General features: G+C 69.5%; 26 protein-coding genes and 1 pseudogene. 12 read left to right on the top strand and 15 right to left on the bottom strand.

Annotation, left to right across the window (positions count from 1 at the left end; genetic code table 11):
* Positions 1-171 precede the first annotated feature (171 nt).
* The 4 genes from ACMVO5_RS05600 to ACMVO5_RS05585 all read left to right on the top strand — a co-directional run bounded on the left by ACMVO5_RS05600 (position 172) and on the right by ACMVO5_RS05585 (position 2,397).
* A complete protein-coding gene (locus ACMVO5_RS05600; RefSeq protein ID WP_416909078.1) occupies positions 172-717 on the top strand; it encodes a TspO/MBR family protein in 546 nt (181 codons plus the stop codon).
* Between the two features lies 1 nt (position 718).
* Positions 719-1,015 carry an accessory factor UbiK family protein gene (locus ACMVO5_RS05595; protein ID WP_416909077.1) on the top strand — a complete coding sequence of 99 codons (297 nt, stop codon included), beginning with the start codon at positions 719-721 and terminating at the stop codon, positions 1,013-1,015.
* Between the two features lie 103 nt (positions 1,016-1,118).
* A complete protein-coding gene (locus tag ACMVO5_RS05590) occupies positions 1,119-1,637 on the top strand; it encodes a YbjN domain-containing protein (protein ID WP_416909076.1) in 519 nt (172 codons plus the stop codon).
* A gap of 37 nt (positions 1,638-1,674) precedes the next feature.
* On the top strand, positions 1,675-2,397 hold the full coding sequence (locus ACMVO5_RS05585; RefSeq protein ID WP_416909075.1) for a pyrroline-5-carboxylate reductase: 723 nt from the start codon (positions 1,675-1,677) through the stop codon (positions 2,395-2,397).
* Between the two features lie 273 nt (positions 2,398-2,670).
* Here the strand turns inward: ACMVO5_RS05585 and ACMVO5_RS05580 are convergent, their stop codons facing one another.
* Positions 2,671-3,195: a MarR family winged helix-turn-helix transcriptional regulator gene (locus ACMVO5_RS05580; RefSeq protein WP_416909074.1), complete on the bottom strand. Its 525-nt coding sequence runs from the start codon at positions 3,193-3,195 to the stop codon at positions 2,671-2,673.
* 68 nt (positions 3,196-3,263) lie between these two features.
* Here ACMVO5_RS05580 and ACMVO5_RS05575 point away from each other — a divergent pair, with 68 nt between their 5' ends.
* The 4 genes from ACMVO5_RS05575 (at position 3,264) to ACMVO5_RS05560 (ending at position 7,982) form a co-directional block, all read left to right on the top strand.
* Entirely contained in the window at positions 3,264-4,142 is an 879-nt protein-coding gene (locus tag ACMVO5_RS05575; RefSeq protein WP_416909073.1) for a branched-chain amino acid aminotransferase, read from the top strand.
* 140 nt (positions 4,143-4,282) lie between these two features.
* Entirely contained in the window at positions 4,283-4,501 is a 219-nt protein-coding gene (locus ACMVO5_RS05570; RefSeq protein WP_416909072.1) for a hypothetical protein, read from the top strand.
* A gap of 71 nt (positions 4,502-4,572) precedes the next feature.
* The gene (locus ACMVO5_RS05565) at positions 4,573-7,362 is read left to right on the top strand and encodes an SLBB domain-containing protein (RefSeq protein ID WP_416909071.1); all 2,790 of its coding nucleotides are present in this window, start codon (positions 4,573-4,575) and stop codon (positions 7,360-7,362) included.
* Between the two features lie 296 nt (positions 7,363-7,658).
* Entirely contained in the window at positions 7,659-7,982 is a 324-nt protein-coding gene (locus tag ACMVO5_RS05560; RefSeq protein ID WP_416909070.1) for a hypothetical protein, read from the top strand.
* A gap of 6 nt (positions 7,983-7,988) precedes the next feature.
* On the opposite strand, the gene ACMVO5_RS05555 is transcribed toward ACMVO5_RS05560, so the two are convergent.
* The 14 genes and pseudogenes from ACMVO5_RS05555 to ACMVO5_RS05490 form a co-directional block, all read right to left on the bottom strand.
* Complete coding sequence (locus ACMVO5_RS05555; RefSeq protein ID WP_416909069.1) at positions 7,989-8,834, bottom strand: flagellar motor protein MotB; 846 nt, start codon at positions 8,832-8,834, stop codon at positions 7,989-7,991.
* Complete coding sequence (gene motA, locus ACMVO5_RS05550) at positions 8,831-9,697, bottom strand: flagellar motor stator protein MotA (protein WP_416909068.1); 867 nt, start codon at positions 9,695-9,697, stop codon at positions 8,831-8,833. Before motA ends, ACMVO5_RS05555 begins: the two co-directional genes overlap by 4 nt.
* Before the next feature lie 104 nt (positions 9,698-9,801).
* Positions 9,802-10,758 carry a flagellar hook-associated protein FlgL gene (gene flgL, locus ACMVO5_RS05545; RefSeq protein ID WP_416909067.1) on the bottom strand — a complete coding sequence of 319 codons (957 nt, stop codon included), beginning with the start codon at positions 10,756-10,758 and terminating at the stop codon, positions 9,802-9,804.
* A complete protein-coding gene (locus ACMVO5_RS05540; protein WP_416909066.1) occupies positions 10,755-11,927 on the bottom strand; it encodes a FlgK family flagellar hook-associated protein in 1,173 nt (390 codons plus the stop codon). The genes flgL and ACMVO5_RS05540 overlap by 4 nt, the downstream gene beginning before the upstream one ends.
* 46 nt (positions 11,928-11,973) lie before the next feature.
* Positions 11,974-12,630: pseudogene (locus ACMVO5_RS05535) on the bottom strand (FlgK family flagellar hook-associated protein); the annotation flags it as partial.
* Entirely contained in the window at positions 12,627-12,956 is a 330-nt protein-coding gene (locus ACMVO5_RS05530; RefSeq protein ID WP_416909065.1) for a hypothetical protein, read from the bottom strand. The gene ACMVO5_RS05530 and the pseudogene ACMVO5_RS05535, both read right to left, overlap by 4 nt.
* Entirely contained in the window at positions 12,956-14,134 is a 1,179-nt protein-coding gene (locus tag ACMVO5_RS05525) for a flagellar basal body P-ring protein FlgI (RefSeq protein ID WP_416909064.1), read from the bottom strand. Before ACMVO5_RS05525 ends, ACMVO5_RS05530 begins: the two co-directional genes overlap by 1 nt.
* The gene (locus ACMVO5_RS05520; protein ID WP_416909063.1) at positions 14,135-14,848 is read right to left on the bottom strand and encodes a flagellar basal body L-ring protein FlgH; all 714 of its coding nucleotides are present in this window, start codon (positions 14,846-14,848) and stop codon (positions 14,135-14,137) included. It abuts the gene before it with no gap.
* Positions 14,845-15,630: a flagellar basal-body rod protein FlgG gene (flgG, locus tag ACMVO5_RS05515; protein WP_416909062.1), complete on the bottom strand. Its 786-nt coding sequence runs from the start codon at positions 15,628-15,630 to the stop codon at positions 14,845-14,847. Before flgG ends, ACMVO5_RS05520 begins: the two co-directional genes overlap by 4 nt.
* Before the next feature lie 3 nt (positions 15,631-15,633).
* Positions 15,634-16,395, bottom strand: a complete 762-nt coding sequence (locus ACMVO5_RS05510; RefSeq protein ID WP_416909061.1) for a flagellar hook-basal body complex protein — start codon at positions 16,393-16,395, stop codon at positions 15,634-15,636.
* A gap of 23 nt (positions 16,396-16,418) precedes the next feature.
* A complete protein-coding gene (locus ACMVO5_RS05505; RefSeq protein ID WP_416909060.1) occupies positions 16,419-17,708 on the bottom strand; it encodes a flagellar hook protein FlgE in 1,290 nt (429 codons plus the stop codon).
* A 5-nt stretch (positions 17,709-17,713) separates the two neighbouring features.
* Positions 17,714-17,983, bottom strand: coding sequence for a flagellar hook assembly protein FlgD (locus ACMVO5_RS05500; RefSeq protein ID WP_416909059.1), 270 nt, complete (start codon positions 17,981-17,983; stop codon positions 17,714-17,716).
* A 26-nt stretch (positions 17,984-18,009) separates the two neighbouring features.
* A complete protein-coding gene (flgC, locus tag ACMVO5_RS05495) occupies positions 18,010-18,408 on the bottom strand; it encodes a flagellar basal body rod protein FlgC (protein ID WP_416909058.1) in 399 nt (132 codons plus the stop codon).
* Positions 18,405-18,755 (bottom strand): flagellar basal body rod protein FlgB, encoded by a 351-nt coding sequence (locus tag ACMVO5_RS05490; RefSeq protein ID WP_416909057.1) that lies wholly within the window; start codon positions 18,753-18,755, stop codon positions 18,405-18,407. Before ACMVO5_RS05490 ends, flgC begins: the two co-directional genes overlap by 4 nt.
* 180 nt (positions 18,756-18,935) lie before the next feature.
* Between ACMVO5_RS05490 and ACMVO5_RS05485 the strand changes: the two genes are divergently transcribed.
* The 4 genes from ACMVO5_RS05485 (at position 18,936) to ACMVO5_RS05470 (ending at position 20,959) form a co-directional block, all read left to right on the top strand.
* Positions 18,936-19,385 (top strand): hypothetical protein, encoded by a 450-nt coding sequence (locus tag ACMVO5_RS05485; RefSeq protein WP_416909056.1) that lies wholly within the window; start codon positions 18,936-18,938, stop codon positions 19,383-19,385.
* Positions 19,386-19,479: 94 nt separating this feature from the next.
* A complete protein-coding gene (flgM, locus tag ACMVO5_RS05480) occupies positions 19,480-19,761 on the top strand; it encodes a flagellar biosynthesis anti-sigma factor FlgM (RefSeq protein WP_416909055.1) in 282 nt (93 codons plus the stop codon).
* Positions 19,758-20,129, top strand: a complete 372-nt coding sequence (locus ACMVO5_RS05475) for a hypothetical protein (RefSeq protein ID WP_416909054.1) — start codon at positions 19,758-19,760, stop codon at positions 20,127-20,129. The genes flgM and ACMVO5_RS05475 overlap by 4 nt, the downstream gene beginning before the upstream one ends.
* Before the next feature lie 122 nt (positions 20,130-20,251).
* Positions 20,252-20,959 carry a lytic transglycosylase domain-containing protein gene (locus tag ACMVO5_RS05470; RefSeq protein ID WP_416909053.1) on the top strand — a complete coding sequence of 236 codons (708 nt, stop codon included), beginning with the start codon at positions 20,252-20,254 and terminating at the stop codon, positions 20,957-20,959.
* Positions 20,960-20,961: the final 2 nt, after the last annotated feature.

The following is a 20,961-nucleotide window of genomic DNA, read 5'->3' as shown; positions in this document are numbered from 1 at the left end:
CTTGAGGGACAGATTGAGGCGGGCGTATACCACATCCGCGAAATGGGGATTGTCAGCCTCTGCAAGGCGGGCACAGTTTTACAATTTGCGCGGCGTGACGTTGCAGGGCGGCGGCGACGGTTGCATTGCCGGCCGGGCGCGTTAGGTCTGGCGCATGAGGGCTGGCTTCCAATGATGATGAACGCGACGGCGCCTGTGGCGGGCCGGCGCGCGGCGCTGGCGGCGGTGCTGCTGGTGCCGCTGCTGCTGGGTGTGGGCGGGCTGATCGCGCAGGCCAGCGGCTCGGTGGAGGACAATCTCTGGTATCAGTCTCTGGCGTTGCCGGTGTTGCAGCCGCCGGGGCCGGTGTTCGGCATTGCCTGGAGCATCCTCTATACCCTTTTGGCGCTGAGCGCGGCGCTGGTGGTGGGGGTGCGGGCGGACGGCGGTCTGGCGCGGCTGAAGCGGCAGGCGCTGTGGCTTTTTGGCATTGGCATGGTGATCAACTGGACCTGGTCGCCGGTGTTCTTTCTGCTGCACCGGATCGATGTGGCGCTGGCGATCATTGTGGTGATGCTGGGGGTGGCGCTGTTGACGCTGCTGGCCTTTGCGCGCCTCTCCCGGGTGGCGGCGGGGCTGATGCTGCCCTATATCGCATGGCTGATGTTTGCCGCAGGGCTTAACGCGGCGATCTGGCAGATGAACCCTGTCGCCGATGTGGCGCAGATTGGAGTTTGAGATGCAGAAGGAAAGCAAGGTTTTCGAGGATCTGTCGAAGGTGGCGACCTCCGCACTTGGCACGCTGGCCGGCGTGGGGCGCGAAGTGGAGGAGCAGGCGCGGCGGCGGATGCGCGCGCTGGCGGCCGACGAGGACGCGGTCTCACGCGATGAATTCGAGGCGGTGAAGGCCAATGCGCTGGCGGCGCGCGAGGCGGTGGAGGCCCTGACGGCCGAAGTGGCGGCGCTGAAGGCCGAGCTGGCGGGCACGAAGCCGGCCGCGCCAGCGCGGGCGCGGAAGGCGAAATCCGCGTCTTGAGGGCGGATTATCCACAGCTTTGTCTGGCCTTGCCGGGGCTTGGGGTTGCCGAATCGTTTTGGCGTCCGCACCCTTGGCTTGTTTTGACGGGAGGGCCGCTGCGATGAGCCTGATCGAGAGCGAGCATGATGCACCGCCGGCGGCGCCGATCGACATGCTCGAACATGTGTTTGACACCAATGGCTGGGCCTTTGAGCGCTCGGGCGACGAGGAGATTTCGACCTCGGTGGTGGGCAGCTGGGCGACCTATGAGCTGCGCGCGCTGTGGCGCGAAGAGGACCGGGTGTTGCAGCTGATCGCCCGCGCCGAGCTGACCGCGCCCGATGACCGGCGCGCCGCCGCCTATGAGACGCTGGGGCTGATCAACGAGCAGCTGTGGATGGGGCATTTCGAGCTATGGTCGGCCGATGGCACGATCATCTTTCGCCACGCCACGCTGCTCGATGCCGCCGAGGGCCATGGTTCGCCCGACCTGACACTGGGGCAGGCGGAGGTGCTGGTGGACGCGGCCGTGGAGGAATTTGACCGCTTTTTTCCGGTGTTTCAGCTGGTGCTGCACGCCGAGCGGGCGCCCGCCGACGCCATGGCAGCGGCGCTGATCGAGACCATCGGGGAGGCTTGATATTTCGGGTGACTATTGGCTGATCGGCTGCGGCAACATGGGCGGCGCGCTGCTGCGCGGCTGGCTGGCCGCGGGCTTCGGGCCGTGGCGGGTGATCGACCCCGCGCTTGAGGCAGCACCCGAGGGCGCGGCGCTGGGCGCGGGCACGGAGACGCCGAAGCTCGCCGTGCTGGCGGTGAAGCCGCAGGTGTGGCGCGAGGTGGTGGCGCCGCTGGCGGGCCAGCTGGACGGCGCGGTGGTGGTTTCAGTGATGGCGGGTGTGAGTGCAGCTTCGCTTGAGCAAGCGCTGCCGGGGGCGCGGATCGTGCGCGCCATGCCCAATACGCCCGCTGCGATTGGCCAGGGGGTGACCGGGCTGTGGACGACCCATGCGGACGCGCGCGCGCTCTCAGGGCCGCTGTTTGACGCCTCGGGCACCGCTGTTTGGCTTGAAAATGAGAGCGATTTCGATGCGCTGACCGGGGTGTCGGGCTCAGGGCCGGCCTATGTCTTTGCCTTTATCGAAGCGCTGGCCGCCGGCGGGGTGGCCGCCGGCCTCAGCCCTGACGTGGCCATGGCGCTGGCGCGCGGCACGGTGACAGGCGCCGCCGCACTCGCCGCCAGCGACCCCGCCGAGGCCGCCGAACTGCGCCGCCGGGTGACATCGCCGGGCGGCACGACGGCGGCCGGGCTGGCCGCACTGACGCCAGGGCTGGGACCGCTCTTGGAGCAGACCGTGGCGGCAGCGGCGGCGCGGTCTCGGGAGATGGCGAAGGGCTGAGGGGCCTCGGGGGCGAGCTGAGGGCCTCCGGCGGCTCGGAGTGGCCTCCGGCGGCTGGGGCCTTGGGCCCCAGACCCCATTTGTTGGTTTGGGACAAGCTGGCGGAGGGCAGCGCCTGCGCGGCACGCGCTTTTATAGCCTGCGGCGCTGGGCTTGGGGGGACGGGTTGTGCTTAGGCCCCGGATCAGGTCCGGGGCGACGGAGAATATGGGTTGCGCCGCTGATGGGGTCTGGGGCCTGAGGCCCCAGCCGCCGGAGGCCCTTTTTTCGGAACTATTTCTGCAGGGCGTTGATGAGGGGGCGGTCTGAGGGGGGGATGAGGCTCATGAGGACGTTCCAGAAGCCGGTGACGGCGTTTTGGCCGGCTTCGCTATAGGCGGCGGCCATATGGGTTTGCAGGCGTTCGAACAGGGCGGTTTCGAGGGATTCGCCTTTGGGGGTGAGGTGGAGGAGGCGTTGGCGGCGGTCGGTGGTGCCGATTTTCTGGACGACGAGGTCGCGGGCCTGGAGGTCGTTGAGGACGCGGCCCAATGATTGTTTGGTGATGGCGAGGAGGCGGAGCAGTTCGCCCACCGCAAGGCCGGGTTTGCGGGCGATGAAGTAGAGGGCGCGGTGGTGGGCGCGGCCCAGGCCTTCTTCGGCGAGGAGTTCATCGGGGCCGCGGATGAGGCTGGTGTAGCCGAAGTAGAGCAGTTCGATGCCGCGGCGGAGCTCGTCTTCGCGCAGATAGAGGGCCGAGGCGGCGGGGACGGGGTTCGCCTTTGGGGGGGCGGATTTTGCGGGAGAAGGGACAGTCATGTTGACATATATTGCCTGAAAGCCTAGCGGAGCGCAACAAAGCTTGGCTTGGGTTGGAGTCGATTGACATGGTGCCGTTTGACGACCGCGACGGGTTTATCTGGTTTGATGGCGAATTGAAGCCCTGGCGCGAGGCCAATGTGCATGTGCTGACGCATGGGCTGCATTATGCGAGCGCGGTGTTCGAGGGCGCGCGGGCTTATGGCGGGCGGGTGTATGCGCTGACCGAGCATAGCGAGCGGCTGCGGGCCTCGGCGGAGATGATGGGCTTTCCGTTGCCCTGGTCGGTGGCGGAGATTGATGCGGCCGTGATGGCGACCTTGAAGGCCAATGGGCTGAGTGATGCCTATGTGCGCCCCGTCGCGTGGCGCGGGTCGGAGCAGATGGGGGTGAGCGCGCAGGCGACCAAGCCGCACATGGCGATCGCCTGCTGGGCCTGGGGGGCTTATTTTGGCGCCGACGCCTTGAAGAAGGGGCTGCGGCTGACGATTGCCAAGTGGCGGCGGCCGGCGCCCTATACGGCGCCGACCAAGGCCAAGGCGTCTGGCCTTTATATGATCTGCACGATGAGCAAGCATGAGGCGGAAGCGGCGGGTTATCAGGATGCGCTGATGCTGGACTGGCGGGGGCAGGTGGCCGAGGCGACCGGGGCGAACGTGTTTTTTGTGAAGGGCGAGACGCTGCACACGCCGACGCCGGACTGTTTTCTGGACGGGATCACGCGGCGCAGCGTGATGCGTCTGGCTGAGCGGCGGGGGCTGAAGGTGGTGGAGCGGGCGATCTGGCCGGAGGAACTGGAGGGCTTTGAGCAGGCCTTTCTGACGGGCAGCGCGGCCGAGGTGACGCCGCTGGCCGAGATTGGGCCGTGGCGCTTTGAGGTGGGCGCCACCGCGCTGGGGCTGGCCAAGGATTACAGTGATTTGGTGAATGGCCGGCTGAACGCTTGAGGATGCGACGGGCGGTGGCGGAACGGCGACGGGCTGTGCCGCCATGGCTGATTTCTGCGCAGGATTTTGGTTTTTCGCGCGTATTTGATGCGGACAGGAAGTTGGACGGGGTGTTTGGTTTGCGTAGGCGTGTGACGATAATGGCGGCTGAGGCGACGGCGCTGGTGGCGCTGGTGCTGGCGCTTTGGACGGCGCCGGCGATGGTTTCGGAAGCGCAGGACCGGACGCCGGCGACGCTGGCGGCGCGCCATGTCGATTCGGCGCTTTTGGGTGAGGACGCGCGGGCGCGCGCGCTTCTGGGCGAGGCGGATGCGCTGGCCATGCAGCTTGTGGAGCGCGAGCCGCCCGTCTCTCGTTGACGCCGTGGGGCGCGCTGCTTATGCCGGAGGCTGATGGGGGCTGGCGGCGCGTGGCGGAACTTTTCTTGATGATGAAGCGGCTGTTGGTGCTTGCCGGGCTGTGCGCCGGCCTTTGCGCCGGGGCGACCGCCGCGCAGACCGTCGATCCTGCGGTGTTGCGGCAGGTGCAGGGCTCGCTGGGGGCCGGCACCGGCGCCCAGGATGCGGGACAGGGCGTGGACGAGGCGGCGCGGGGCGGGACGCCGCTGCCGGCGGGGCAGCGGCTGGACACGCGTGAGGAGCAGGCGGTGCGTCGGGCGCAGGCGCGCGCCGAGCTGGAATTTCTCTACCGGCCTTCGGCGGTGGAGCGCGACTATCGGCAGCGCATGGGCGTGGTTGACCTGCGCCAGTTTGGCTATGACCTGTTCGAAAGCGTGGACCCGTCTGCGGCGAGTGTGACGGGGACCATGGGTGATGACTATGTGCTGGGCGTGGGCGATGAGCTGATCGTGCAGTTTCAGGGGGCATCGAACGAGAGCCGCACCGCCCGGGTGGCGCGCGACGGGCAGGTGGTGGTGGGCAGCCTGCCGCCGGTGCAGGCGGGCGGGCGGTCGCTGGGCGCGGTCAGGCGCGAGCTGGAGGCGGCGACCGAGCGCACGCTGCTGGGCACCGATATCTTCGTGTCTCTGGGCGCGGTGCGCGCGGCGAGCGTGTTTGTGGGCGGCGAGGTGGCGCGGCCGGGGCAATATTCGCTGACCTCGCTGTCGGATGTGGCCGTCGCGCTGGCGCAGGCCGGCGGGGTGCGCCGCAACGGCTCCTTGCGGCAGGTGCGGGTGGTGCGCGGCGGGCGGACCTTGAGCGTGGACCTTTACGGGTTGCTGGGGCTGGGCGGGCCGCCGGGCGTGCGGCTGCAGGACGGCGACCGGGTGATTGTGCCGGTGATCGGGCCGACGGTGGCGATTTCGGGCAATGTGACGCGGCCGGGCATTTATGAGCTGCGCGGGCCGACCAAGCTTGGCGAGCTGTTGCGCTTTGCCGGCGGGGCGGTGCGGCAGCGTGGCTACCGCATGGCGGTGAGCCGGATTGGCGAGGACGGGGCCGAGCGCTTTTTGAGCCAGCCCTCGCTGGAGACGGCGCTGGTGGCGGGCGATGCCGTGCAGCTGAGCGCGGGCAGCGCCGGCGGTGCGTCGGGCCGGGTGATTTTGAGCGGCTTTGTCGACAATCCGGGGCCGCGCGCGCTGGGCGCCGTGAGGGATGTGGCGGGGCTGCTCGGCGATGCCGGGCGGCTGAAGCCGGGCAGCTATCTGCCGATGGCGCTGCTGGTGCGGCGGGAGACGGCCACGGCGTCGCGCTCTTATCTGCCGGTCGATCTGGCGGCCGCGCTTGATGGCCGCCAGCCGGTGCCGCTGCGCTCGGAGGATCAGCTGTTCGTGTTTTCGCAAAGCGACATCCGCTTTCTGAACACGACGGCGGTGCGGCGCATTGTGCTGGGTCAGCCGAATGCGCTGAGCCAGTGTCTGTCGCTCGACCGGCTGGAGGCGCAGGTGCGTGACAGCCAGACCTCGCGGTTTACCGTGGTGACGCGGCAGGCGTTTCTGGTCGAGCGCAACGGGCGGACCGAGCTGGCTTCGACCGGCGGCACGCTGAGCGGGGTGACCCGCAGCGCCGATGCAGCGGTGCGCACCGGCGAGAATCTGGCCGGGCTGCGCCAGCGCGGCACGGAACAGCAGGGCGAGGAGCAGCTTTTCGGACCCGGCACGGCCGAGACCCGTCGCGGCGTGGAGAATGACGGTGCGATTGGCGACACGATCGCGATCCGGGCGCAGTGTCCGGTAGTCTTTGAGCTGGAGCCGGACCTGTTGCCGGTGCTGATCGAGAATGCGGTGGCGGTGGGCGGCGCGGTGCGGCGGCCCGGCGCCTATCCGGTGGCGGGCAGCGCCAGTGCGGCGACGCTGGCGGCGGTGGCGGAAGGGGTGTTGAACGATGTCAGCGGCCTGACGCTTGATGTGGCGCGCGGGCAGGGCGGGGCTGTGGTTTCGGAGCGGGTCGAGGTGCCGGATGTGGGCGGCGAGGCGGTGATGGCGGCCACCATGCTGCGTGCGGGCGATGACATTCGCTTCAATGCCGCCCAGCCGCAATTCGAGGCCGGGGCGGTGCTGCTGTCGGGCGAGTTCAACCGGCCTGGGCTTTATTCGATCCGGCGGGGCGAGACGCTGTCGCAGCTGATCGAGCGGGCCGGCGGCCTGTCGGCCATGGCCTATCCCTATGGGACGATCTTCACCCGGCGATCGGTCAGGGAATTGCAGCAGGAGGGGCTGCGGCGCACGTCACGCGAGCTGACGCAGGGGCTGCTGAGCCTGGCGGCGCGGTCTCGCGATGCGAATGGCGGCGGGGTTGTGGCGGGGCAGCAGCTGATCGAGCAGCTGAACACGCTGGAGGCGCCGGGGCGGGTGGTTGTGGAGGCCGACCCGCGGGTTTTGGCGATGCGGCCCGACCTCGACACGGTGCTGGAGAGCGGCGATGCGGTGGTGATGCCGAAGAAGCCGAACTTCGTGCTGGCGCTGGGCGATGTTGCCAACCCGGGCGCGCTGCAATTCGTGGCCGGCAAGGACGTGTCCAACTATCTGAGCGAAGCGGGCGGCACGGCCTCGACAGCGGACGAAGGGCGGATCTTCATCGTGTTGCCCGATGGCACGGCGCAGCCGCTGAAGGGGCGCGGCTGGGGCAAGGGCTATGCCGGCGTGGTGCCGCCGGGCTCGACGATCATCGTGCCCAAGGACATCGACCCGCTCTACAAGCTTGATCTGGCGCGCGACATCACCGGGATTTTGACCGGGCTTTTGACCAGCGTGGCCACGGTGGCGATTCTGGCGACGAATTGAGCTTAGCGCGGCTGCAAATAGCGGATGCTATTTGCTGACTCGCGCAAGCGCGGCCGGGCGGGCAGCGCGGCTGGCCGCGCTGAACCGCTTCGACGTGAGGGCGCGGCTTTGCCGCGCTCTTTTGCAGGGGTCGAGGGCTTTGCCGCGCTCTTTTGCAGGGGTCGAGGGCTTTGCCGCGCCCTTTTGCGTGGGTCGGGCGGCCTTCCCGCGCCCCTTTCCATGCGCCGGGCGGCTTTACCGCGCCCCGTGGCACATGGCCGAGGGACAGCTTTATGCGCGCATGGCGCTGCGCTATCATGATGCTGTCGCAGGCGCGGCCGGGAGAGATGAAGGTGGCTGGTCGGGCGGTTCTGCTGGTCTTGCTGGGGCTTCTGGCGGTGGTCGGGCTGGCCATGGTCTTGCTGGCCAGCATTGCCGAGGCGGGGGTGACGGCCTCGACGGGCGGCGTGTATCTGGCGGTGGAACGGGCGGGACAGGCCGGCAATCAAGCCCTGCTCAACGAGCTTTACGGCGTCGTGGCGCGGCTGCGATGGCCCTGGGCCGTGGCCAGTGCGCTTGGCTATGGAGTTGTGGTGGCGGCGGGTATCGGGCTGGTCTTGCTGCTGCGCGCGCCCAGATGAGCGCCCTCAGGCGTTGCCGCTGCCGCTGAGCAGGGTGATGGAGATGCGCCGGTTGCGCGGGTCGTTCCGGTTCTTGGGGTTGTAGGGATCGGTGTCGGCGACGCCTTCGATGCGGCGCAGGCGGGTTTCATCGACGCCGGCGGCAGTGAGGATACGCCGCGTGGTGTCGGCGCGCGCGGCGCTCAGCGTCCAGTTGTTGGCGGGGCCTTTGGCAAAGGGCAGGCTGTCGGTGTGGCCGCGGATGGTGACGGCGTTGGGGGCGTCCTTGATGGCGGCGGCGACCTGCTGGATGAGGGCCAGCGCGTCTGGGGTGAAGACGGCGGTGCCGGTGCCGAACATGAGGAAATCGGCGCGCTCGATGATGTCGATGCGCAGGCCGTCGGCGTTGCGGACGAGGCGGACCTGGCTTTTCAGGCCTTTCATGGTGGGATCACCGGCCAGCCTTGCGTTGATGATGTCCTGGACCTTGCGGAAGCGGGTGTCGTCGGCGGTTTTCTGGCGGTTGCTCTGGGCCGATGAGGGCTGGCGCATGACGGCGGTGACGGGTTCGCGGCCGGCGAGTTCGGCCTTCAGGGCATTGCCGTCTTCCTGGCTGAGCGAGCGGCCGCCGAGCACGCCGTTGGAGCCGCCGGAATTGCGCATCTGGATGACGGTGGGGGTGAAATAATCGGCGATGCCCTTGCGCTGCTCGTCGTTGGTGGCGCCGATGATCCAGAGCATCATGAAAAAGGCCATCATGGCGGTGACGAAATCGGCATAGGCGACTTTCCAGGCGCCGCCGTGGTGCGCATGGCCATGGCCCTTGCGCTTTTTGTAGACGACCTCGGGCTCGACGTGGAGTTCAGGCTTCATTTCGCCGTTCTCAGGCCATCGAAGACTTCGGCGAAGCTCGGCTGGTTGGCCGGATCGATGGCGGTGCGGGCGGCTTCGATGACCATGGGCTGGGGGGCGCCCTTGAGGCTGGCGACGATGACGCGGCGGATGATGAGGTAGATTTCGGCATCGGCCTCGATGACGGTGCGCAGGCGCGCGGCCAGCGGCCCGACGATGCCATAGGCCAGCAGCACGCCGAGGAAGGTGCCGACCAATGCCGAGCCGATCATGCCGCCGAGGATGGCGGGCGGCTTGTCGATGCTGCCCATGGTCTTGATGATGCCGAGCACGGCGGCGACGATGCCCAGCGCGGGCAAGGCATCGGACATGGTGGTGAGCCGGTCGACCGGCTTGAGGGCGGCGGCGTGGTGGGTTTCGAGCGCGGTTTCGATGACGTCATCGACCGATTGCGGGCTGAGCGTGCCGGTGCTGACGACAAGCAGGCGCATCGAATCGCAGAGCAGGTGGAGGAAGAAGGGGTCTTTCAGGAACTGGGGATATTCGGCGAAGATGGCCGAGGATTTGGGGTCTTCGATGTGGGGCTCGACGGCGACGGCGCCGTCTGTCTTGAACATCTTCATGAGGCGGGTGGTGAGGAAGATGGCGGCGCTGTAATCGGCCTTTTTGTATTTGGGGCCTTTGAAGACGAGGCCGATGCCGCCGCCCATCTGCTTGATGCCGGCGATGTCGGTGGCGATGAGGGTGGCGCCCGCAGCCGCACCGCCGATGATCAGCATTTCGAGCGGCAAGGCGGCCATGATGACCATGAGATTGCCGCCGGCGAGCGCGAAGCCGCCGAACACCATCAGCAGCAGGACGACAAGACCGACAGCGGAAATCATGGGCTGGTTGCGCGCTCCCTCATGGCCACGCGGACGGCGCGCGGCGACCTTACCGGTTACGGCGAGGGGACGGGGAACGTTAGGGGCGGCAGGGTTAACCGCTGTTAGCGCAAGAGATCCCAGAGCGATTGGTTGGCGGTGCGGGCGAAGCTGGCCTGGGCGGCTTCGAGGACGTTGAGGAGGCGTTGCAGCTCGGCGATGCTGCTGGCCATGTCGGTGTCTTCGAGGCGGGAGAGGTCGATCTGGCTTGAGAGTGTCTGCGCGGCGAGCCGGTCTTGCTCCGAGGTGAGGCGGGCGGCGCGGGTGCCGAGCAGGGCCTGGGCGTCGGTGAGGCTGGCGCTGTGGGTTTCGAGGGCGGCGAGGGCGGATTCGAGCGCCGGGGTGCGGGTTTCGGGGTCGGGGTCTGCCAGCGCGTCTGCGAGCGCGGCCATGGACGCGAAGAGATCGGCGGTGCCGTCCGGGCGCTCGGGGCTGGGGGGGGTGGTGGTGCCGAAGACTTGCGGGCCGGTGAGGCCGGTTTCGATGGTGGTGGTGCCGAGCGCGATGGCTGGCGGCTGGCCTTCGCCCTGCCAGATGCGGGTGCCGATGGCATCGGGGGCGTAGACGGGGCCGGTGGTGCGGCTGCCGGAGAAGAGGGGGACGCCGTCGACATCGCGGGTTTCGGCCAGCGCCTGGAGGCTGGCGGCGAGGTTTTCGACTTCCTGCGCCATGACGGCGCGGTCATCGGCGCTGATGGTGGCGTTGGTGCCGGCGAGCGCGAGTTCGCGGGCGCGAAGCACGAGATCACCCATGGCGGCGAGCGTGATTTCGGCGCTGTTGAGGCGGCGGGTGGCGGCGTCGATGTTGCGGCTGGTGGTGGCGGACTGGGCGAGCTCGCGGCGGAGCGTGGCGGCGCGGGCCGAGGCGACGGGATCATCGGACGGGCGGTTGATGCGGCGGCCGGTGGAGACGGCCTCCTGCGTGTCGGCGATGCGCTGCGAGAGCGCGCTCATGCGGTCGACGCTGGTGGTGAAGGTGGCGCGGGTGTTGATGGCCGAGGGCGGCGTGGGGGCGAGGCTCATCGGGCGGCTCCGAGGATGGCGTCGAAGATGTCACGGGCGGCCTGGATGACCTGGGCATTGGCGCGGTAGGCCATTTGCAGGCGGGTGAGCTCGGCGGCTTCACGGTCGAGATCGACGCCGGCGACGGCATCGGCGGCGCGGGCGGCGTCATCCCGCAGGCCGCGGGCGGCGGCTTCGAGGCGGCTGGTTTCGGCGAGCCTTGTGCCAAGCGTGGCGGACTGGGCGTCGAGCGTCTGTTCGATGGTGCCGCTGGGGCCGGAGCGGGCGCGGATGTCGGCGAGCGCGCGGGCGTTGCTGTTGTCGGCGCTGGCCGGGCCGGTGGCGAGCAGGCGGAAGCTGTCACCGGGCTGGGGGGTGCCGTCGAGGGTGAAGCTGTAGCCGTCGCCTTCTATGGGGGCGCCCGGCGTGAAGGGGAGGGTGGCGAGGATGGTGCCGGTGGCAGGGTCGATGAGGTCGAGGGTGTTTGGGGCGGTGACGGTGAGGGTGAGGGGGGGTGGGGCGATGACGGCGGCGGCGAGCGGGTCGGGGGTGGCGGTGAGGGTGGCGGTGCCGGCGTTGAGGGGGCTGGCGTCGGTGGTGTAGCGGGCGGCGGCGGCGACTTCGGCGGGGGTGAGGGGGCGCAAGGAGACGGCGCGGGCGCCTGAGAGCGGCGTGAGGGTCCAGCTGTCTCCCGGGCGGGCGCCCTGGGTGGGGGCGACGGTCACGCCGTCGAGGGTGAGGGGGCCGGGGCCGGTGATGCTGGCGGTGCCGTCGAGCCGTTCGAGGGTGTAGCCTGACGCATCGGTGATCAGGCGGTAGCCGGACGGGCTGAGGGGGGCGAGGTCGGCGATGGTGAAATCAAGGGCGGCGGTGCCGGCGTTGGCGCGGCCGGGAGAGGCTTCGAGGCTCGCGCTGGTGAACAGCGGCTGGCCGGGGTTGCCGGCGAGGTCGGTGCCGGTTTCGTGCCAGCTGTTGGTTTCGGATGTGAAGCGGGCGGCGAGGTCGTCGAGGTTGGTGCGCAGATCGGCCAGCGTGCTTGTGGCTTCGATGAGGCCGGCAAGGCTGCCGGAGAGCGGCAGGCGGACGGGGGTGGCGCTGTGGGTGGGATCGAGGATGAGTTCGGCCCCTGATGGGCCATTCCGGGCGGCGACGCGGGTGGGGGGTACCGAATTCGGGGACGAGCGTGGCACCGGCGGGCGTGGTGCCGAGCCGGACGGTGACGGCGCCGCTGCTGCCTTCGGTGACGGTGATGCGGATGCGGGCTGCGAGTTCGGCGAGGAGCTGGTCGCGGCTGTCGAGCAGCGCGAGGCTGGGGGCGCTGCTGGCCTGGGTGCGGCGCAGCTCTTCGTTGGTGCGGGCCAGTGCTTCGGTGATGCTGTTGATTTCGCCCGCTTCGGTGGATGTGGCCGTGCCGAGATCGGCCTCGAGCCGGGCGAGGTCGTTGCCGAGTGTGCGCAAGGAGAAGGCGGCTTCTTCGCCCGCAGCCAGGAACAGGGCACGGGCGGCCGGCGCTGTGGGGGCGGCGGCGAGATCGGCCCCGGCATCGTAGAAGGCGGCGAGATTTTCATCGAGGCGGGCGCTTTGAAGGGTCGTCTCGATGCGGGCGAGCCAATCGGCGCGGGCGGCGAAGCGGGCATGGTCGCCCGTCGCGATGCGCGCGGCATTGACCTTGAGCGCGTCGGTGGCGCGGGTCATGCCGCCGACCATCACCCCGCTGCCCGCCACCGGCACGCGCTGCAGGATGCTGCCACTGCCGCTGGGGCCGGCGAGTAGCGCGACCTTGCGGCGGCTGAACCCGGCGGTGTCGGCGTTGGCGACATTGTCTCCGGTGACCGAGAGCGCGGCCTGATAGGCGCGGACGCCCTGGCTGCCGATGGAGAGGAGGTCGCTCATTTCGCCTCTTCGATCAGGGTCTGGCCGATGCCGAGCGGGGTGCTGCGGGCCATGGCTTCGGCGCGAAGGCGCTCGGTCTGTTCGTGGACGACATCCTGACCGGCGGCCAATGGCGTGGGGCCGGCGAGGCTGGTCCTGGGCCGGGCGCTCTTGAGCAGTTGCTGGATAATCATGGCTTCGAAGCGTTCGCCGGCCTTTTGGGCCTCGGCCGCCTTGTCGGGCTCGGGCGCGCCGGGCCAGCCGGGGCGGGGGAGCGGCAGGGCGGCGCCCGGCGTGCCGCCGCGCGGCGGCAGCGCGAAGGCGCGCATGGGGGGCGGCAGCTCCATCAGATCACGATCAGCTCGGCGCGGAGCGCGCCGGCGGCCTTGAGGGCTTCGAGAATGGCGACGAGATCGCCGGGTGCGGCGCCGAGCGCGTTGACGGCATCGACGATGGCGGAGAGCTGCACGCCGGGCGCGAACAGCGCCATGCGGACCTGCGGCTCTTCGGCCTCGACGGTGGATTGTTCGGTGACGACGGTCTGGCCGCGACCAAAGGGGCCGGGCTGGCTGGCGAACTGGTTTTCGGTGATGCGCACGGTGAGATTGCCGTGCGCGACGGCGGCCGGCAGGATGCGCACCTGGCCGCCGATGACGACGGTGCCGGTGCGCGCGTTGATGATGACGCGCGCGGCCGGGCTGGCCGGTGTGATGTCGAGGCTTTCGATGGCGGACGCCAGTTCGATGCGGGCCTGAAGGTCTTGCGGCGCGCGGATGCGGATGGTGGCGGCGTCTTCGGCGCTGGCCATGCCGTCGCCGGCAAAGGCGTTGATGGCGTCGGCGGCGATTTTGGCGGTGGTGAAATCGGGATCGGTGAGGACGAGGGCCAGATGTTCCGAGGTGGCAAAGGGCGAGGGGACGGCGCGTTCGACCGCAGCGCCGCCGGGGATGCGGCCCGAGCTTGGCGTACCGACGACGATGCGCGAGCCGTCGCGCCCTTCCGCGCCGAAGCCGCCGACCGCGAGATTGCCCTGGGCGAGGGCATAGACTTCGCCGTCTGCGCCGACCATGGGGGCCATGAGCAGCGTGCCGCCGCGCAAGCTTCGCGCCTGGCCGAGCGCCGAGACGGTGACATCGAGGCGCTGGCCGGGGCGGGCGAAGGCGGGCAGCTCGGTGGTGATGATGACGGCGGCGGCGTTCTTGAGCTGGGGATTGACGCCCTGGGGGAGCAGCACGCCGAGCCGCGCGGTGGCGGACTTGAGCGACTGGATGGTGAACTGGAGGTTCTGGTCGCCGGTGCCGGAGAGGCCGACGACAAGGCCGTAGCCGGTGAGCGCGTTGGAGCGCACGCCCTGCCAGCGGGCGATGTCTTTCAGCCGCTCGCCGCGCGCGGGGGCAGCCGAGGCGAGGATGAGCAGGGCCGACAGGGCGAGCGCCACGGGCGCGGCGACGGCTTGCGCGCGCCAGACGAGCTTGCGCAGCCAGAGCAGGCGCGGGCGGGGATGGCGGAGGCTGGGGTGCAGCATCTAGAGCGGGCTCACTTTGGCGAAGAAGCGGCTGAGCCAGCCTTGCCGGGCCTGATCGGCGACCTGGCCGGTGCCGGCGTAGCGGATGCGGGCATCGGCGACGCGGGTGCTGGGGACGCTGTTGTCGGGGCCGAGATCCTCGATGCGGACGAGGCCGGTGAGCTGCACCTGCTCTTCGCCGCGGTTGAGGGTGAGGCGCTTTTCGCCGGCCACGCGCAGCACGCCCGAGGGCAGGACTTCGGCGACGGTGACGGTGATGTCACCGAACAGCTGGTTGTTTTGGGCGGCCGTGCCCGAGCCGGTGAAGCTCTGGGCGCTGCCGCCGCTGAGCAGACCCTGCGGCACGAGGTTGAAGGGCGGGGCGTCGGGCAGGGTCAGGTTGGTGTCGGAATTGCGGGTGCTGCCGGCGCTGGCCGACTTGCTGGCCTGGGTGCGCTCGACGAGGCGGATGGTGACCAGATCACCCACACGGCTGGCGCGCCGGTCTGACGCGAGGCCGGCATAGCGGCTGGGGTGGAAGAGGCTGCCGGTGACCTGGCTGGTCGCTGCGCTCTGGAGGGGCGGCAGGACCGGCTCGGGCGTGAGCGGCGGGGCGGGATGCGGCAGCGTGGCGGCGATGCGCTTGGCGCCGCCGAAGCCTTCATCGGCACAGGCCGAGAGCGCCAGCGTGGCGGGAAGCAGGAGGAGGAGGAGGGGGCGCATCTTGTCGCTCATGTGTTCTGGATGATGGTGCGCGACATGTCTTCAGCCGCGCTGATCACCTTGGCGTTGATTTCATAGGCACGCTGGGTCTCGATCATCTCGACGAGTTCCTGCACAGTGCTGACGTTGGAGCTTTCGAGCGCGCCCTGGCGGAGCGTGCCGGCGCCGTCTTGCCCGGGCGCGCCTTGCTGGGCGGGGCCGGAGGCGGCGGTTTCGCGGTAGAGATTGTCGCCTTGCGGCGCGAGGCCGGCGGGATTGAGGAAGCGGGCGATTTGCAGCTGGCCGGCTTCGACCGGCTGGGCCTGGCCGGGGAGCACCGCCGAGACGGTGCCATCGGGCGCGATGGTGATCGAGCGCGCGCCTTGCGGGATGGCGATGGCGGGCTGGACGCGCAGGCCCGAATTGGTGACGAGCTCGCCTTCGGCGTTGAGCTTGAACGAACCGTCGCGGCTGAAGGCTTCGGTGCCGTCGGGGAGTGCGATGGTGAAGAAGCCGTCGCCTTCGATGGCGACATCAAGCGCATTGTCGGTGTTGATGAGGCTGCCCTGGGCATGGATGCGCTCGGTGCCGGCGACGCGCACGCCGGTGCCGGTGCCGAGGCCGGTGGCGTAGCGGTTGTCGGCACCCGCAGGCGCGCCGGCCTGGCGGGGGTCTTCGTACATCATGGTGACGAAGGCGGCGCGGTCCCGCTTGAAGCCGGTGGTGCTGACGTTGGCGAGATTGTTGGAAATGGCCTTCATGCGCTGGTCGAGCGCATCAAGGCCGGAGCGGGCGATCTGCAGGGCGGAGGTCATGGGCTAGTTCTCCATTCGGATGAGGCGGGCGCCGCTTTCATCAAGCTCGCGGGCGGTGCGCAGCAGCCGGGCGCTGGCTTCGAAGGCGCGCGATTGCTCGACGAGCTGGACCATGGCTTCGGTGGCGTTGATGTTGGCGGTTTCGAGCGTGCCGGTGACGAGGCGGGCGGAGGGGTCGGCGGCGAGCGGCGTGGCGCTGGTGAAGCGGCCGTCGGGGGCCTTGTCGAAGCCGGTTTCCTTGGAGCCGCCGGCGACGAGCTTCAGCTGGGCGATGGGCGTGGTGACGCCGTCTTGGAGCGCGCTGAGGCTGCCATCGGGGCCGATCTGGAGGGTGGCGCCGGGCGGCACCTGAATGGGCTGGCCGCCCGTGTCGAGCGGCACGCTGCCATCGCCGAGGATGAGCTGGCCGGCCGGGCTGACGCTGAGATCGCCGCGCCGTGTATAGGCTTCGGTCGGCTGGCCGTCTTTGGGCGGGCCTTCGACGGCGAGCCAGGCCTCGCCGGCGAGCGCGATGTCGAGCGGGCGGCCGGTGGGCAGGCTGCGGCCGGCGCTGAGCGGGGTTGTGAGGCTGGGCGCGCCGGACTGGGCGCGGGCGATCTGGCTTGGCCCAAGCCGACTCTCCGTGCCGAGATAGCGGCTTTCGGCGGCGATGATCTCGCGCTTGAAGCCGATGGTTTCGGCGTTGGCGAGATTGTTGGCCGTGACCGCCTGCGCGCGCTGACGGGCGCTGAGGCTGGTGAGTGCGGTATAGATGACACGGTCCATGGTTCAGCCCCCCGGCGTGCTCATCAGCGCTGGTTGATGATGGTTTGCAGCAGCGTGGTGTCGGTCTCGATCGCCTTGGCGCTGGCCTGGAAGTTGCGCTGGGCGGCGATGAGGCTGACGAGCTCGGTGGTGAGATCGACGTTGGAGCGTTCGAGGCTGCCCGAGAGCACGCCGCCGAAGCCGTTGCGGCCCGCCACGCCGGCGATGGGCTCGCCCGATTGCGGGGCGGTGACATAGCTGGCGTCGCCGATGGCCTTGAGGCCTTGCGGATTGCTGAAATTGGCGAGTGCCAATTGGCCGAGCGCCTGGACTTCGCCATTGGTGAAGCTGACGCGGAAGATGCCGTCACGGTCGACGGCGACGCTTTCGAGCTGGCCGACGGGGACGCCGTCTTGTGCCACCGAATTGCGGGCGAAGCCGCCGGTGAACTGGCTGGTGGCGATGCCGTGATCGACGCTGAGCGTCAGCGGCTCGGCGCCCGGCAGGATGAGGGGATCGAAGGCGAGGGGGGTGGTGGGCGCGGTGAGCACGCCGGCGGTGTCGAATTCGAGCGGGATGCCCGGGGTGCCGCCGACATTCAGCTCGGTGCCGCCAACGAGCACGCGCGCTTCCCAGCGGTGGACGGGATCGGGGACGGACGCCGCCGACAGCTTGACGTAATAGATGGTCGCGGCGAGCGCGTTGCCATTGCTGTCATAGAGGGTGGTCGAGGTGCTGTTGTTGAAGGTGGCGGGGTTTTCGGAATCGAAGACATAGGGGTTTGTGGGGGTGTAGATCGGGCTGTCGGGGATGATCGCGGCGCTGGCCGGGAGATTGACCGAGATGGCGAGCGAGGTGCTGGCCACGGGGAAGCCCGATTGCAGCGGCAGGCGCGCGGGGATGGTGCTGTCGAGATCGGTGGTCAGCACGCTGCCGTCGGTGGTGGTGGGGAAGAGCTGGAGTTGGCGGCCGGCGGCATCGACGATGAAGCGGTCGGCGGTGGTGGAGAAGGCGCCGTTGCGGCTGTAGGTGATGGAATTGCCGTCGCTGCCGCCTTTCATGACGAAGAAGCCCTGGCCGGTGATGGCGAGATCGAGGGCGGATTCGGAGCCTTCGATGGCGCCCTGGATGAACTGCTGGGCGATGGTGCGCACCGAGCCGCCCGAGCCGATGACGCGGTTGGGGTTTTGCAGCGGCGAGGCGGAGATGATGTCGCCAAAGGCGACGCGCGACCGCTTGAAGCCGTGGGTGCCGACATTGGCGATGTTGTTGGCGAGCGTCGAGAGCTCGGCCTGGGCGCCGGTGAGGCCGGTGAGCGCGGTGTAGAAGGCCATGGGGGTTACTCCTTTTCGGTTGCGGCGAGCAGGGCATCGAGCCGCTCGACGATCTTGGTGAGGGTGGTGTTGGATTCAGCGACGCCGGCGACCATCGAGAATTGCGCCATTTGCGCCACATATTCGGTGTTATCGACGGGCTTGGTCGGGTCCTGATTTTTGAGCTGGGCGGTCATCAGGGCGAGGAAATCGGCCTGGCCGAGCACGGTCTGGCCGCCGCGCGGCTCGGGCGGGGCGAGCGCCCGGACGCCGGGCAGGATCTGGTTGGTTTCCATGGCTTTTCTCCTCAGCGGCCCAAAACTCAACGACCCAGACGAAGGGTATCGAGAGCGAGCGTTTTTGCGGTGCTCAGCACTTCGACGGTGTTGGCATATTGGCGGGCGGTCTCGACCATCTCGACCAGCTCCTGATTGGGGTCGACGCCGGCGGCCCAGACATTGCCGTCAGCGTCAGCCAGCGGATGGTCGGGCTGGTGCTGGCGCTCGGGCGTGCCTGTGTGGACGATGCCGGTGACGTTTACGGTCGCGGTGGCGCCGGCATATTGGGTGGCGAAGACCGGCTTCATGGCGCGGTAGGCGCCGGCCTCTGTGCCGGACACGGTTTCGGCGTTGGCGAGGTTTGAGGCGATGGTGTTGAGGCGCACCAGCTGGGCGCTCATGGCGCGGCCGGCGATGTCGAAGGCGGAGAGCTCTTTCATCATTCGCCCCTCAAGGCCCGGGTGAGGGTTTCGATGCGGCCGGTGAGGAAGCTGAGCGACGCGCGGTAGTGGAGCGCGTTTTCGGCGAATGCCGTCTGTTCGGTGGCGAGCTCGACGGTGTTGCCATCGAGGCTGGGCTGGACGGGGACGCGGTAGCGCACCGCAGACGACGGGCTCTGGCCGTTCTGGGCGGCGCCCAGCGCGGCCTGGAAATCGAGATCGCGGGCCTTGTAGCCGGGCGTGGCGGCATTGGCGATGTTGGAGGCGAGCATGGCCATGCGGCTCGAGCGCAGCTGAAGCGCGGTGCCGTGGATGCCGAACTGGCGATCGAGGAGGGTGGGTGTGGTCATGGCCGGGGCGGTGCAAGGGGTGTGCCAGTTTTGGGCGCAGGAGGGGGAAGGGGCGGGGGCGGCAAGGGGGTGCCGGGGGCGGCAAGATCTTGCCGCTTCGCTTGCCGCTTTGGGGTGGCGGCGGGCTGGCGCGGTTCTTGCTTGGGAGCGCATGTTTGGCCGTTATTTGGGAGATGCGTGATGATGGGACTGGTTTTGGCAGCGGCCTTGATGGACCCGGCGGCGCTGGCGGCGGAAGCGGCGCGGGTGGCCGGGCGGCCGGTGGCGGTGGATGAGCGGTTGCAGCTGGCGGCGTGTGAAACGCCGCTGTTTGACGTGGTGGGGGCGCGGGTGGAGGTGCGGTGCGCGGCGCCGGCGTGGCGCGTGTTCCTGCCGTTTCGGACCGATGAGGCGGCGGTGGCGGTGAAGCCGGGGGTGGTGCGGGCGCGCTCTGCGGCGGCGGCACCGGCCATCCGGCGCGGCGACCGGGTGGTGGTGTTGGTGGAGGGCGAGGGCTTTACCGTGTCGATGGATGCGGTGGCGGATGGGGCGGTGCAGGACGGGCGGCTGTGGGTGAAGGGGGCGAATGGTGAAGGGCGGCGGATGCGGGCGCGCGTGCGCGAAGACGGGGCGGTGGTGATTGAGGGTTAAAGGCCCTTGGTGAAGCGCCGTTAATCGCAATGTTGCTGCGGCTCCGGCCGTTAGTGGCGGTATGAAGACGAGATCTCTTGAAAGGACAGCTGGCATGATCGAGGGCGTGGGCCGCATGCAGCCGGTGGCACCGGCGACAGCCGAGACAAATGGCCGGGCGGGCGTGCCTGCCGATGTGCGCGCGGCGGGCCGGCCGGCTTTGGGCGCGGATGCGCCTGCAGATGTGTCTTTGCAGCGACTTGGGCGCGAGATGGCGGCCGAGGCGCCGGTGGATGCGGCCAAGGTGGCGGCGCTGCGCGCGGCCATTGGCGCGGGCAGCTATGTGGTGGATGCTGACGCTATTGCCGATGCGATGCTGCGGCAGGCCGGGGCATGAGCCAGGCGGCTCTGGACATGACCGAGGCCGAGCGGGCGGACAGCTTTGCGCGGCTGGTGGCGGCCATTCGCGGCGAGCTGGCCGCACTGGACGCCGAGGATGCGGCCGCGATTGAAGCGGCGACAGCCGAAAAGACCGAGGCGCTGGCCGCCGTGCAGGCCGATGTGGCGGCGGGGCAGATGGACCGGCCGGCGCTGGAAGAGGCGCGGCGGCTGAATGCGGAAGCTGCGCTCAGGGCGCGGGCGAAGATGATCGGCGTGGAGCGCAAGCTGACGGCGGTGACCAATGCGGCGGCCGGCATGCCGCCGCCGGGGCGTGTGGGCGCGCTGACCTATGGGCGCGACGGGCGCTGGGCCGGGGCCAGATAGGTCCGGACTGGCAGGAATGCCGCCCTGGGTCAGGCGGCTGGCACGATGATTGCTTGGAGGGGAGCGGGAGGGCTGGCGATGCGCTGGCCTGATGGCAGCTTTTGAGCAAGGGGGCCTTTTGCATGCGGATCGAGACGGGAGCGGTGGGCATTGCGAATGCCGTTCGTCAGGCGGCGGTGCGCACGGGCACGGACTTTGGCTTTCTGATGGCGCAGGCGCGGAGCGAATCCGGGCTGCGCGCCGATGCGCAGGCGGCGACCTCGAGCGCGCGCGGGCTGTTTCAATTTACCCGGGCGACCTGGCTCGACATGGTGGCGAAGCATGGCGGCGCGCATGATGCGCTGGCGCGGGCGGCGGACGCGCTGAAAAAGGGTGGCCCGGAAAAGATGAGAGCAACAGCCGAGCGGGCGGTTTTGGCGCTGCGCGATGACCCCTTCGCCTCCAGCCTGATGGCCGGCGCGCTGGCGCGGGACAATGCGGCCGGTCTTGAGGCGCGGCTGGGGCGCGCGCCGGACGCGGGCGAAGTGCATCTGGCGCATGTGCTGGGGCTTTCAGGGGCGACGCGATTTTTGGGGGCGCTGGCGCGCAATCCGGGCGCGGCGGCGGCGGACGTGGTGCCGAAGGCGGCGGCGGCGAACCGGGCGATTTTTTATGGGGCTGACCGCGAGGCGCGGAGCCTTGCCGATGTGATGGCGCGGATTGCGGACAAGGTTGCGACCGGGGTGAAGGGCGCTGTGGGCGCTGCGCCGGCGGCGGAACCGGTGCCGGAGGCGGACCGGAGCTTGCAGGCGCGGATGGCCTATCTGCTGCTGGCCGAGATGGGGGGTTGAGC

This window comes from Polymorphobacter sp. (genome assembly GCF_048007885.1).
Taxonomy (GTDB): domain Bacteria; phylum Pseudomonadota; class Alphaproteobacteria; order Sphingomonadales; family Sphingomonadaceae; genus Sandarakinorhabdus.
Note: the sequence above shows the minus strand (reverse complement) of the source record. Positions and strands in the feature narration are given on the sequence as shown.